13 protein-coding genes are annotated in these 13,308 nt (G+C 46.3%); 4 read left to right on the top strand and 9 right to left on the bottom strand.

Annotation, left to right across the window (positions count from 1 at the left end; translation table 11 throughout):
* Positions 1-99: 99 nt before the first annotated feature.
* Positions 100-1,497: a MocR-like pyridoxine biosynthesis transcription factor PdxR gene (pdxR, locus tag J4N39_RS21410; RefSeq protein WP_252024763.1), complete on the bottom strand. Its 1,398-nt coding sequence runs from the start codon at positions 1,495-1,497 to the stop codon at positions 100-102.
* Positions 1,498-1,600: 103 nt separating this feature from the next.
* Between pdxR and J4N39_RS21405 the strand changes: the two genes are divergently transcribed.
* The 3 genes from J4N39_RS21405 to J4N39_RS21395 all read left to right on the top strand — a co-directional run bounded on the left by J4N39_RS21405 (position 1,601) and on the right by J4N39_RS21395 (position 4,794).
* A complete protein-coding gene (locus J4N39_RS21405) occupies positions 1,601-2,260 on the top strand; it encodes a pyridoxamine 5'-phosphate oxidase family protein (protein ID WP_252024761.1) in 660 nt (219 codons plus the stop codon).
* A gap of 95 nt (positions 2,261-2,355) precedes the next feature.
* A complete protein-coding gene (locus J4N39_RS21400) occupies positions 2,356-2,919 on the top strand; it encodes a type 1 periplasmic-binding domain-containing protein (RefSeq protein WP_252024759.1) in 564 nt (187 codons plus the stop codon).
* A 159-nt stretch (positions 2,920-3,078) separates the two neighbouring features.
* Positions 3,079-4,794, top strand: coding sequence for an amidohydrolase (locus tag J4N39_RS21395; RefSeq protein ID WP_252024757.1), 1,716 nt, complete (start codon positions 3,079-3,081; stop codon positions 4,792-4,794).
* Positions 4,795-4,842: 48 nt separating this feature from the next.
* On the opposite strand, the gene J4N39_RS21390 is transcribed toward J4N39_RS21395, so the two are convergent.
* Positions 4,843-5,592: a phosphatase PAP2 family protein gene (locus J4N39_RS21390; RefSeq protein WP_252024755.1), complete on the bottom strand. Its 750-nt coding sequence runs from the start codon at positions 5,590-5,592 to the stop codon at positions 4,843-4,845.
* Between the two features lie 232 nt (positions 5,593-5,824).
* On the opposite strand from J4N39_RS21390, the gene J4N39_RS21385 reads away from it, so the two are divergent.
* Positions 5,825-6,451 carry a hypothetical protein gene (locus J4N39_RS21385; RefSeq protein WP_252024753.1) on the top strand — a complete coding sequence of 209 codons (627 nt, stop codon included), beginning with the start codon at positions 5,825-5,827 and terminating at the stop codon, positions 6,449-6,451.
* Between the two features lie 16 nt (positions 6,452-6,467).
* On the opposite strand, the gene J4N39_RS21380 is transcribed toward J4N39_RS21385, so the two are convergent.
* The 7 genes from J4N39_RS21380 to J4N39_RS21350 all read right to left on the bottom strand — a co-directional run bounded on the left by J4N39_RS21380 (position 6,468) and on the right by J4N39_RS21350 (position 13,259).
* A complete protein-coding gene (locus tag J4N39_RS21380; RefSeq protein ID WP_252024751.1) occupies positions 6,468-7,022 on the bottom strand; it encodes a gamma-glutamylcyclotransferase family protein in 555 nt (184 codons plus the stop codon).
* A gap of 142 nt (positions 7,023-7,164) precedes the next feature.
* A complete protein-coding gene (locus tag J4N39_RS21375) occupies positions 7,165-8,247 on the bottom strand; it encodes a protein kinase family protein (protein WP_252024749.1) in 1,083 nt (360 codons plus the stop codon).
* A gap of 108 nt (positions 8,248-8,355) precedes the next feature.
* Positions 8,356-9,060 carry a class I SAM-dependent DNA methyltransferase gene (locus J4N39_RS21370; protein WP_252024747.1) on the bottom strand — a complete coding sequence of 235 codons (705 nt, stop codon included), beginning with the start codon at positions 9,058-9,060 and terminating at the stop codon, positions 8,356-8,358.
* A gap of 47 nt (positions 9,061-9,107) precedes the next feature.
* On the bottom strand, positions 9,108-9,845 hold the full coding sequence (locus J4N39_RS21365; protein WP_252024745.1) for an SDR family NAD(P)-dependent oxidoreductase: 738 nt from the start codon (positions 9,843-9,845) through the stop codon (positions 9,108-9,110).
* Positions 9,846-9,880: 35 nt separating this feature from the next.
* Complete coding sequence (locus tag J4N39_RS21360) at positions 9,881-10,618, bottom strand: sulfite exporter TauE/SafE family protein (RefSeq protein ID WP_252024743.1); 738 nt, start codon at positions 10,616-10,618, stop codon at positions 9,881-9,883.
* 40 nt (positions 10,619-10,658) lie between these two features.
* Positions 10,659-11,792, bottom strand: a complete 1,134-nt coding sequence (locus J4N39_RS21355; protein ID WP_252024741.1) for a YibE/F family protein — start codon at positions 11,790-11,792, stop codon at positions 10,659-10,661.
* Positions 11,793-11,864: 72 nt separating this feature from the next.
* On the bottom strand, positions 11,865-13,259 hold the full coding sequence (locus tag J4N39_RS21350; RefSeq protein WP_252024739.1) for an alkaline phosphatase: 1,395 nt from the start codon (positions 13,257-13,259) through the stop codon (positions 11,865-11,867).
* Positions 13,260-13,308: the final 49 nt, after the last annotated feature.

Genomic DNA, 13,308 nt, shown 5'->3' with positions numbered 1-13,308 from the left:
CGGTTTAGTCAGTGTAGTTGTATTCTGGCAATTAAAAAGTAACTAATCGTACATCATACCCTTACTAAATTTATGGCTATGGTCTTTGTTTTCAATAATTTATACGTGAGTCAGTATCTTAGCTATTTGGGCTATCTTGCTATCAATTTCACTAAGGGCAACATTTCCGTAGCCCAGTACTATCCCCTTTTTCTTGTTCTTGCCATTGTAGTAAACACTTAACGGTCGAATGATGATTCCTAAATTATCGGCATCTAAAACTAGTTGTTGCTCGTTAATGTCGTGGTTAGCTACAACAGTGACATGTAACCCCGCAAATTGACTGACAATAGTGACTTTTGAGCTCAGATGCTTCCGAATGGAAGATTGCATCTGCTGGTTTTTCTGTTCATACAACTTACGCATTTTTCGAATGTGCCTGAGTAGGTGTCCTTGTTGGATAAACTCGGCAAGCGCTGCTTGGGTATGGGCAGGGGTGTCGCCGCTTAGTGCATCTTTCACCGAGACGACTTCGGAAACAAACTTTTCTGGCACCACGAGGTAGCCCAACCTCAAGCTGTTAAACATCACTTTGCTGAGTGAGCCAACGTAAGCAATATCGACATCAGGACAAGTCTGAGCCGCTAAGCCTTGCAAGCTTGGGATCGGTTTGTGAGCGAATTGAAACTCACTGTCGTAGTCATCTTCGATGATCAGACTTCCATTTTTGCGTGCCCAATCGAGTATCGCTAGGCGTTTTTCAAGGCTTATCGAACTGCCTAAAGGATATTGGTTGCTTGGGGTAATATAGACCGAATCTCGCCTGCCGTTTTCTAAATTTTCCAGTTGCACTCCTTGTTTAATATCCACTCGGAGCGATCTTCTAGCGATGCCCAAACATTGCAACACTTTGGCCATTTGTCGGTATCCCGGTTCTTCTAAATAGATACTTTGTCCTTTGGGATGCACCGCAAGGGCTGCGAGTGTTAGCGCTTGCTGTGCTCCACTGGTAATGATGAGTTGTTCTGGTTTACATACCACGCTGCGACTTGATGCAAGGTAGTCGGCGATGGCTTGACGCAATTTAGGATCGCCTTGCAGATCTTGACTGCCCATCAAGGATGCTCGGTCGAGGTGATGGTTTAGGATCCTTCGCCACAGCTTATAAGGAAATACCTCAAAATCGGCCACGCCAGGAGCAAAGCCATGGCTTAAAGATAGTGGTTTCTCTTGATATGGTGCACTCGAGCTCTTTTCTTGCTGGTAGGGATCATGTCGATCGATTGCTACGTAATAGCCCGCTCCTGGCTGTGATCGAATGTATCCCTCAGATTGGAGCTGTTCATATGCGCTGATGACGGTATTACGACTGATTCCTAACTGAGAGGCTAGGGCTCGTGTAGAAGGAAGCTTGCCATTGATAGCCCACAATCCAGTGACAATTTTCTTGCGAATGGCTTGGTAAAGCGCCACTTGGCGAGTTGGGTAGCTATCTTCAAGGTGTAAGTCATCAGTCATTATCGGTTGCAACTGGATCTATCCTTTTATCTAAACTGGTTCTAAACACGGTACCACTTGGTCGCTAATCTGGCTAATAAATCGCTATCAGAGGGAGTGAGACATGTTAGGACGGACCAAAAGAACCGAGATAAACAAAGGGGCACACAAAGCCAGTTTTGAACCCGAGCAATTACATCGAATCATTGATGAGAGTTTGTTGGGCCATATCGCTTTTGCAGACCAAGAGCAACCTATGGTAATCCCAATGCTGGTATGGCGTGTGGCAGATCATATTTATGTGCATGGTGCCAACAATAGCCGTTTGATGCGAGTGCTAAAATCAGGCCAAGCAACCTGTGTCACTTTCACCCTGTTTGATGGTTGGGTGCTAGCGCGATCTGCTTTTCATCACAGCGCCCACTACCGCAGTGCGGTGGTTTTAGGACACTTTGAAGAGGTATCTAGCAACCAAATTAAAGATCAGTTGCTCAATCACTTTATTGACCAAATTGCACCGGGCCGCAGCGAGCAAGTGAGAGCCTCTGAAAAGCGTGAGCTTGCTGCGACGACATTGCTGAAAATGCCACTCACCGAGGCTTCGGTCAAGATTAGCAATAACAACGTCAATGATGAGCCGAGAGATATGAACCATCCTGTTTGGGCTGGCATCCTGCCGTACCGTACCAAAGTGGGCCCTTTGATTGATGACCCAGACTTGCTACCGACACAAAGTGCACCGGACTACTCCTCCGCTTATGGCGAGCGTTGGAAAGATAGCTAGCTAAGGATTTTAACCAGTCGATTAGGGAGATAAAATTAAGCTGTAAGTTCAAGGCTTTGGTACACTTACACAAGAACCACAATGAGTAAGTGAATATGAAGTTTCAAAAAATTGCCGTGGGTCTGATGGTACTGTGTGCTCATCAGGCTCAGGCGTTTCATCTAGAGTGGATGTCTTCGCTCATCGATGAGCCATTTCAACCGCTGAATGTCAACCAACTCGACAATGCCCCAGAGCTGTTCGATTGCGGTGACAATGCCCCTATGGTGGAATTTTGCAGCTCGGCAGAAGTACCCTACTACAAAACCCCCTTTTTTGCTGAAGTGAGCAGCCGAGAAGGCTTGCAAAGCAATCTTTACCTTTACCGTGAATACAGCTTGATTGCCTATTCAGATGTGATGATTAACCTGCGCAAAGATGGCTTTACCTTAGTAGAAGCCCACATCAATGACAAAGTTTTTGATGTCCGTGAAGCATTGAAAAACACCCCATCGAATATTGTTAATAGAGATTTAGTGCGCTTTCTAAACCAACAAGCCAAAGAAAACCAACGAAAACTGATTTGGCAAAAACTTCAAACTAGCCAAGCGGTGGTATCGACTGATCGATACGGTTTAAGTGTGACGTTTGAGTATATGTTGCCTGATAATGATATGTGATAACATAACAAAAGATAGGAAAATTAGGCATTTAGCCAAATTTATTGTTCATAGCATCTCAAAAATGACGCTATTTCTGGGGCCTGACTTTATAAGCTAAGTTATAATTTCGTTGGAATATATCGATTATTGTTATTTAGCCTCAGAAAAGGATGTTATATGCAGATTAAATCTTTATTGACCGCTACGGCATTAGCGGTCATTGCCTCTCAGGCGCATGCAGTCGATACCGTTTACTACAACGCAGAGGTTTACACTGTTGATTCAAACCTTCCTTGGGCAAGCGCTTTTGCGGTAGAAGATGGCAAGTTTGTTGCTGTGGGAAGTGATAGCGAAATTAAAGATCTTGCTAACAAAGATACCGATCTTATCGACCTAAAAAGTCAATTTGTCATGCCCGGAATGATTGATAGCCATACTCACCCTGTGCGAGTGATTATGATGGAAGATATTTTATTCCGTAATGACAACTTTACCCCACGTACTCCGCAAGAGTTCGCTGAAGTGCTAAGAGCTTATGCTGAAAAGAATCCAAACAAGGAATGGATTTACGGCGCAGCATTTTCTTGGAGTTACTTCCTAAACTCTGACGTTAAAATGGATCGCCATTTTATTGATAAGATTGTCTCCGACCGACCTGTGGTACTTGAAGATGACGGCGGCCACGTTGTTGTCACCAATACTAAGGCACTGGAAGTTGCAGGAGTCACCAAAGACACTCCAGACCCTGTTGGTGGTAGCATTGAGCGAGATGAAAACGGCATCCCTACGGGTCGATTAAACGCTGCACCCGCCATCAAGCTAGTTCTTAAGCATCACCCTCGATTTGAGTTCGATGATGTCTATTATGCAGCCAAAAAAGCGACCGACATCATTACTTCGTTTGGTTTTACCGGGATCAAAGTGCTGGAAGGGGATGAAGTTCAGATGAAAGCCTTCCAGAAACTTGATTTGGAAGGCAAACTCAAGATGGATGTTCGCCATTACCCATACCAAGAAGATTTCTATTTTGGCTACCGCAACGACGATGCGATCTTAAAACGCGATCAGTATGAGACAGAGCACTACAAAGTCGATGGTGTAAAATTGTTCATAGACTCAACCCCATTTGGCCGAGCGATTGCCGTCAAAGAGCCTTTTACAGGCGATGGCACTGACTTTGGTAAAGCGTTTACCACCTACGAACAATATCGTGATGACATGGTGCGTTGGAATGGTCTAGGTCTGTCAGTGGCAACACATACCATGGGTGACCGCGGGTTAGAGATGGAAATTCGCGCCATGGAAGAGTCGGCAAAAGTGAATGGCCTCGAAGAAGTTCGATCGCTGCGTAACCAAGTTGCCCATGCGATGATGGTTGATCCCAAAGATCTGCCGCGCCTTCGCCATGTGAATGGCTTTTTAGAGTTTTCGCCAAATGTGTTCTTGGGCATTCAGCTCCTTGATGCGGTGAAGCCTGAGATGAAAATGAGCGTGATTCGTCGATTCTGGCCAATTGCCGATGCAGTGAACTATGGCGTGAACTACACCATCGCCAGTGACTGGATTCAAGCGCCAATGAACCCATTCCTTCACATCGAGCAAGCGATGACTCGAAGCCCAGCGGGTTCTAGCGAAATACAAGATGAGTTTGCATACTCGCAGACTATCTCGTTGCCACAAGCTATCAAAGGTTACACCATAAATGCAGCGCGCCTACTTCATATAGAGGATAAGGTGGGTTCAATTGAGGCGGATAAGAACGCAAACTTTGTGGTGATTGACCAAAACCCGTTCAACGTACCTGTCCCAGAAATCCACAAGCGATTTGCTAAAGAAGTGTACTTTGAAGGTGAGTTAGTTCACACCAATGAGAAGCAGGTAGAGCGAGATTAACCTCTATTAGCTCCAATAAGGGCCAGCAAGATTTGCTGGCCCTTATTGTTATGACGGGGTGATCACCGGATGACGCTTCTTTCGACGCGGCTGGCCAATCTTTATTGTTGGAACAATCAAGTATAAAGCGACAGCACTCACCAAGGAGATTAACACATCGGTGTCGTAGTGCATTCCAAGCCAAACTCGGCTGTAGGCGACGCCGAACCCCCAGCCGATAATAGCGAGGGTAATTGCGATGCATTGCCTACGCATCCAGAACCCCGCCCAAAACATAACGCACACGGCGGCAAATATCGTGTGGCCTGATGGCATGGAGTAGTTAGTCTCGCCTTTCCATTGTTTCATGCGTAAAGGGTCGACCTTAGTTTCAGCGATCGACAGTAACGATTCTCGATCTTCGCTGCCAATTTGATAAAACTCACTTGGCGTGTCGATAAGTTTCAACTCTACCAAGCTCTGGGTGTAGGGTCTTGGAATTTCAGTGATCGCTTTCAACCCGGTTTTTAAACCAAAGGCCAGAATCAAAAGCAACCCAAATTGTATGTAATAGCCCAGCATGTAGCGTACAGGGAACTTACGCAGCAAAGGCAAAATACACAGCACAGCCGTAGTGATAACAAACCCTGTCTTGCCTGCAGATTGCGTCACGATATCTAGAAAGACACCAATATTGGGGTCCATGTCGATGAGCAAATCAGGCGAGGGTGCAAAAAACATGGCGACGCTGACAATCAATGTAAATAAGGCAATAGCGATAAACTCAAATCGCTTATTCCCAATAGTCCAACTCAGCATAGATGCGCCTCTCAAAATAGTGCTCGCTATGGTAAGTGGGCAATATCAGGATTTCGTCAGAAAATAGTAAGATTTCAAACCAAATTGATAAGATTGAGTCAGAAAACTGCAAACAAATGTGTACAGAGCCCGCAAGATCAGACTTTTTCGTCAAAGTTAGCGCTAGTCTGGCGGTGAAATATCCTATGCTATTACTCTGAACACACACTTGGCTAGGAGTGAAGGAGTCTCTATGAATAAGTCACGTTTGGATGCGGCGGAAAGGCAGTTTTTGACCCGTTACCCCGGCGGTTTTATGCACCCGGAAATGGTCGACCTTGGTAAAAAACACAAAATGGATAAGATGGTCGAGATGGCGCAAAATGCATTTTCACCAGATAAATTTGTGCAAGCGCAGACGGTTGCGGAAGAAATGACTAAAGTCGTCAGCCGATCATCTATGGTCTCATTGTTTGAAAAGCCAAAGTTTCGTGACTATGTTCGAGCGATGACTCATGATGAGAAAGAAGCGCTAGCGTACTCCCTTAAAGACATCTTACACGGCGATCAAGAGTATGGGTTTAACATCATGCTCGACCTGTTAAAGCCTGCCAAACTCGCCAAATGGTCCTTGATGACCATCGTTCCCAACTATTACAAACCACTCGATGAAGTATTTGTGAAGCCCACCACAGCTAAGGGGGTAATCAAGTATTTCGAATTGCCTGACCTAATTTATAAGCCAACACCAAGCTATGAGTTTTATGTGGAATATAGAAGGCAGATCTTAGAGATGCGAGAGTGTGTCGATGAAGGTTTACGGGTCAATAACGCCGCATTCTGCGGGTTTTTGATGATGTCACTGCAAGAGCCGCAGTGACATCAAGAACGATAGATTAACGGCGTACTGTCGCGATCATCTCGTCAATGATCGGATGATGGCAATCTAAAACACCGGCTAGGTTGCCATACTTAGGTTTTGCTCGGTCATTTTCTAATGGGAACTCCCAACCAATGGTGTGATCGACAAAATGCTTGGCAAAGGCTTCTGAAACTTCCAAGCAACCTGCAATCACTGTGTCTAAGTAAGTCTGCATGATAGGAGCGTTTTGACATGGGTTGAGCGCTTTATCGCTGACGTATACCCAAATAACAGCGTCGTTGGCAAGCTGAGCATCGGTATCTACTTGGTCGACAGTGAGTTGGATGCGTTCATAGCCGTGCTCGCGAGCGTCAAAGTCGTTTAGTGCTTCATCATCGACTTCTAGCAGCATACCATTGACCTGACCGTCACCCTGAGACACCACCAATGGTGATAAGGTGTAGTCTTCATTTAGCTTGCCCCATTGACGAACCAACCCATGAGCGATAGCAGGAAAAGCACGACCGGTATTACCGGTACGCTGGCGAGAAGCGGAATTCATTAGACTGCCATAGCCAAAAATATACATAGGGTGGGTTCCTCACATTTCACTTCGTCGGTGGCGCATTTATCGTCACTCTTATTAATAGTGACGATATTGAACCAAATTTATAACGACAAGGGAAGGGCAAGCCGCAATCTATCATCAGCCTATAGAGGTCAATTCCCCTCTATAGTTGGTATTGTTTAACCAAGTTAAGCTTACCTTGGTAGTCGTATATCAACTCCTCTTGGGACTTGCCTTGATTGTGATAGAAAAGTGCGCCGTGCTGATTGAGATCTTGGTAGTTGAGTTCAATCATGGAGAGCACTTTCTCAACTCGCTTGATGGTTGTTAAGGTACAGCTTTTTCCATCGAGGTCATCTTCGATATCGAGTACATGCGATCGAAACATCTCAACGGTGTATAGCTGAGCCAAGGCTTTTTCATCGTCGAGAGCGTGTTGATACTTGCTTAGCAGGGCTTGCGTTTGTTCTATGACACTATGCGAAGATCTGTTTTTTACAAGCCAAGTAAGCTTTTGTTCAAGTGCCATTGATGCAGCTTGTTTGACCTGTCGAAAACACTCCAATGATTGGGCTTCAGTGTATTCTTGTTCTAGCAACCAGCCAGAGAAAAAGCGAGTTTCAAATCGCTCGCAAAAGTGAAACAGAGGATCTTCCATGCCGTTACTATTTAGCTCTGTTAGCGGTTCAAAAGGATACATGTAGCCAAAATCAAACAGTTTCAGTTGGTCATGGTTATCAATAAGCAGGTTACCTGCACAGAGATCCCATTCAAATAAGCCTGATTTTTCAGTTTCAATGAGCGTCGTAAACAACTGCGATAACAAGCTAGGTGTGATTTCGCTAATGGGCTCACCTTCAATCCACTCGGACAAAATAATCCCCAAACGGTAGTCGGCGTAGATGGTATTAACGATAGAACGAAGTTTGTCGGCGGTGTCAGGCGTGTCTTTCAGTACTTGAAAGTCTCGGCGGCGCTGCACTTCATTTAGAAAGGAGTACTGTCCATCGAGGTTTTGCACACGGGCGACAGTGCGCCTTTTCTTTAGCGTGTAGTCTTTTTCACCTAGCCGGATATGGAAAACTTCTGCAGTCAGGCCGCTGGTAAATGTATCTACGACATAGGCAGATTGGCTGGTCGTTGCCGCAAGTTGCTCAGGTGTAATAGGGCAGTTGGCTGCTTGGCCAACAATCAAGTTTTCTCCACTCAGGTCAAATCGCTGCTGCTTTTCTTGGCGTTCGTTCATTTCCAACCCTCATCCGGTGTGATTGAACCGAGCTTATCAACTTAGTGTGGAGAAATTATCATCCTTGATTTTATAGATAGAGGTTTAGGTGAGGGGCGTATGCGCCTTTCAATCCACCTTCATGCACTTAATGAAGATAAAATTAGGGTTCTTCGATAAGAATTCATAACGGTCCGCATCGATGGCCTTAACCTCTTCTGCGATTTTGCCTTCATTCATTTCAGTGATAACAAGACCGTTTTGGGTGATGGCATTGGTGATCTCAGTAAGTGAGCGTCGGTAAAAGGTGACAGGCACTGGCTCGCCAACGGTGTTCCACTCTTCAGAAATTAACTCTTGCTCAAAGTAATTACCTGATAGTGAGCACTCAAAGTCCGCAAAAGGGTGGTGAGTAGAGAATGCCATATAACCGCCGGGCTTTAATACTCGGGCTATTTCACCAAATAGTGCTTCTAAGTCTTGAACGTAGTGTAAAACCAACGGACTAATGATTACATCCGCACTTTTGTCCGCTTGTTGAGGCAGTCCTTTGGCTAGATCTTGAACGTAAGCAGTGGCTTGGTTGCCCAACTTCTGTTTTACGATGTCGACCATCTCAGCGGAAGCGTCCAAACAGGTCATTGAAGCAGCGCCTTGAGCGAGAAGAAGCTGAGCGTAAACCCCTGAGCCACACCCCAAATCCAATACATCTTTACCTTGCACGCCTTCTAGCAGGGCAAGAAGACTAGGTCTGTCTAAATGAGCGTTGTAAATGTTGTCTTGAATGACCTCATCGTATTGAGAAGCAAACGTGGTGTACATTGTTGATTTCATAACAAACCTTATCGTCAAAAATGGGGTCGGCGATTATGGAGTAAAATTTAGGCTAAAGATAGCCCCCCATCGACTACTAAAGTGTGTCCAACGATGTAATTTGCTTTATTTGAGAGCAGAAACTCGATAGCGTCGACGATTTCTTCAATTTCAGCAAAGCGCTGAATCGGCACTACGTCAGAGACCTCTTGGCGAATATTTTCTGATTCTTGCTGGCGCTCTTCCCAGCGCGGTGTCCAAGTGACTCCCGGTGCAACTGAGTTGATGCGTACCCCTTTAGCGATATTTTCAAGTGCAAGGGAGCGAGTTAAGCCTTCGATTGCATGCTTGGCTGCGCTATACATGGCGGCATTGGGTGTTGGCCGCAGTCCATTGACTGAGCTTACGTTGACGATAGCTGCGCCTTTGGACATCAGTTGCAGTTGGTGTTGAATGCATAAGGCTTGCGCCCAAAAGTCATGTTGCAGTGTTTGCTGTAGCGCCTCTGACGCTACTTGGGAGAACTCCCCGCGCGAAGCGATGGATGGAGAGGCATTATTGACGGCGATGTCCAAGTGACCAAACTCAGCTTTAATGGCTGAGAACATGGATTTAAGCGCCGCTTCATCGGTGATATCAAGATTAAAGTAAAGCACTTCTTCAAGTGATGAATGGCGTTCTTTGACCGCTTGCCAATGGGCCTGATTTCGAGAGCAGGTGATGACCTGATAGCCAAGCTTTTGAAGCCTTATAACTGTGCCTAAACCAATGCCTTTTGAACCGCCAGTGACTAACGCTGTTTTCATTGTATTTCCTTATATTTATGACTAACTGATTGAGTTTAGACGATAAAGAAGTAACAGGTTAGTACAACACTTAAAGCAATAACAAAACGCCTTACGACAACTTGCGGTAAGGTGCGAGTGAGTTTAGCTGCAACGTAACCTCCGATCAGTGTGCCCACCATCACCAGTGCGCCATTGAACCAGTCAATGGTGCCATTAACAATAAAGATGCCAATGGCTACGATTGAGACCGCCGTAGAGATCAGCAGCTTGATGCCATTCATTAAATGAATATTGGTGTAGCCCGCCAGTGAAAGAAAGCTCAACGAAATGATGCCAAGACCTGCATTAAAGAAGCCTCCATAGGTGGCGACCAAAAGTAGTACGCCTAGAGTGAGCATTTTTGGCGCTGGTTTGGAAGACATAAGTCTCTTATTCAGACTCGGCCCGAAGGTGAACATTAAGGTTGCCAGTAGCATCAAATAAGGAATGATTCGATCGAACTGGGAGTCTGGAGTGTGTAGCAGCAAAATAGCGCCAATGACACCACCGACAATACTAACGACGGCAACTGGCGTAAGGGTTTCTCGTACTTGTTTCAGTTCACTGCGATATCCATACACGCCACTAATGTAACCAGCGCAGGACGCAAATGTGTTGGTGGCATTGGCCATTATCGGGGGAACACCTACAAAGAGCAGTGCAGGGAAGGTGATAAAGCTACCCCCTCCAGCGATGGCGTTGAGCATGCCACCAAATAAACCAGCAATAAGAAGTACGATTGCGTCGAGCATGAATGCGCCTCACATTATTATAGTTAGGCGCGTGTAGAGATTAAATCCAACTGCCTTGTGGGTATTCAGTATGACTTAGTTCCTGTGTTTTCATCAACATATGGCTTGAAATCCATGCGGTGAGTGGTGCCACAATCACAAGAGCAAGGCTGCCGATGAGCGTACGGGCAATTTCGCTGGCGACCAATTTCATGTTGACGATCTGGATCAGGCTGGTGTCACGAGTCACGAATAGCATCAGTAGAGTTAAAAAACCGCCTGAATAGGCAAGCAGCAGAGTTGTTGTCATGGTCCCTATAACGGCGTTCCCGACGCGAAAGCCTGAACGAATAAGTGCTTTGCGAGAAATATTTGGGTTAGCCAGTTTAAGCTCTTCCATTGTCGCCGCCATTTCCATTGCGACATCCATCGCAGCACCGCTTGCACCAATCAAAACCGCAGCATAAAGCACGTCTAGCATATTGAGGTGCATACCGGTTTCAAATAACAGTGATTGTGCCATGGGTTGAGACATACCATCGAGGTTCAAAACCTTTCCGGTTAAAACGCACAAAGCAGATGTGACGAGTAGACCAACCATGGTACCAGCCAGTGCGGCTTTGCCTTTGTAGGTCCAGCCTGCGACAGAGAGGATGATTAGCGCACTAAGTGCTGCGAGTGTTACCGTAGTAATTAAAAGCGGTGGGTAGCCCGCTAACAATCCTGGGATCAACACTTGCCAAAGAATCACGATTGAACCGGTAAAAGAGAGTAGAGCTCTAAGGCCGACTTTCTTCGCGTAAATCACTAAAGCAAAGGAAAAAACGCTAAATAACATCACCAAGTAAGGCAGTCGGTAATGAGAGAGCGCTTTGACGTGGGTCACTTGGCCGTAGTCTCCAATTTGGAGTGCCACTAAAATTCGGTCTCCGCTGCGGTAAAACTCGTCATACTCTAAAGTGCCTGTCAGCATGTTAAACGCTTTGAAGCGAGTTTCGCCGCCCATAGGGTCTTCGAGTTCAACGATCAGCGACTGTTCACCAATACGATTGCTGCCAATCACCGTCAGCTTACTGTTATCTGTGCCAACGACGTTTGCGACGGCTTCTCGTTGGGTGTGTTTGGGTTGTGCTTCGGTAAGGGCGTACGCGCCAAAACAGATCACGAATAGCAGCACAAGATAGATCCCACGCATGGAAAAGACTCCGAGGTTAAAAAGGCGGAAGCGTATCGCTCCCGCCTATGGGGTTACTTTACAGGGAGGAGATTAGCCTTGGTGGCCGATGGTCACTTTCATGATATCTGCGATAGTGTGAGCAACCTCGGTGTTGTCTTTAAAGCCACCAAGTTTATCCGCTTGAACACCGATTGCTGATAGTGGTAGCTGAGTGCCAGTGTGAGCGTAAGAGGTCCAGTAAACACCCGCACGTTTTGAAGTTACATGAGCCACTGCGATAGCCACAGGGTCGTAGCCACCGTAGTTTGTGCCTGCTAGTGGATCCGCATCATCAACCGCTGTCATCGCACGCTCGATGGTCTCTTTTTCTTCGGCATTGAGGTTATTAAGGTTGAACGCTTGAGCGATGTGTTTGTAAAACGCTTTACGATCGCCAGAGTAAACGCCTTGCAGTTTGTCTTCGATAGACTCTTTGGTGTTTGAGATTTGGTCGAGTGAAATAAAGTAGTTCTTGCCAAAGCCCATGCCCATGCCACCAGTTTCGTGGTCGCCAGCAACGATCACTAAGGTGTCGTTAGGGTTTTTATGGTAGAAATCCAGCGCTTTTTGCACCGCTTGGTCGAACGCCAAAGTGTCATAGACCGTGCCTGCAATGTCGTTTGCGTGTGCAGCGTGGTCGATACGACCGCCTTCGATCATCATGAAGAAACCGTCTTTGTTTTTCGACAATAGTTCAATTCCTTTTTCAGTCATTTCAGCAAGTGACGGCGTTGCGTCATCTTTCATGCGATCCAGCTCGTATGGAGTGTGAGACTTGGTAAAGGCCGCAAATACTTTATCGCCTGCTTTTGGCGTGTACCCACGGAAGCTGTTGACTGACTCGGTGCCAACGAACGTGCGGTAATCGTCTTTTTCCATGCTTGCTACCAAGTCTCGACCGTCGGTGCGCTTAGAGTCTTTACCCGCAACGAAATGACGGTAACCACCACCAGCAACGTACGTCACATTGGCTGTTGCGTAGTCGTCCGCAATCTCATTCTCGTTGTCACGACTAACATTTTTTGCCACGAAAGCCGCAGGTGTTGCGTGGGTTAGACGAGTAGTGGTGACTAAGCCTGTGGATTTGCCTTGTGCTTGTGCGCCTTCGAGTAGTGTTGATACTTTAGTGCCATCCGGCAGCATGCCAATCATGCCGTTATTAGTTTTTACTCCAGAAGCCAGCGAGGTGCCCGAAGCGGCTGAGTCTGTAACTAGAGAATCTGCCGAGTGAGTGGTGTTGATGCCAGCTATCGGTAGAGAGTTCATCGCTAGGCGAAGGCTTTTGTCGCTATGTTTTTCTTGCAAGTAGTATTCTGCCACTTGGCGGTGTGCGGTCGCCATTCCATCACCGATCAGGTAGATAACGTTTTTAGGTGCGTCAGCCGCCGTTGCAGTAGCGCTAGCTAGAATAGATGCGGCTAGAACAGTGCGAGTAAAAATAGACATTTGATTGATTCCATATTGGGTTATTTGTTTTCTGGCGACAAAACTAGCC

It is taken from the genome of Vibrio sp. SCSIO 43136 (assembly GCF_023716565.1).
GTDB lineage: Bacteria > Pseudomonadota > Gammaproteobacteria > Enterobacterales > Vibrionaceae > Vibrio.
Note: the sequence above shows the minus strand (reverse complement) of the source record. Positions and strands in the feature narration are given on the sequence as shown.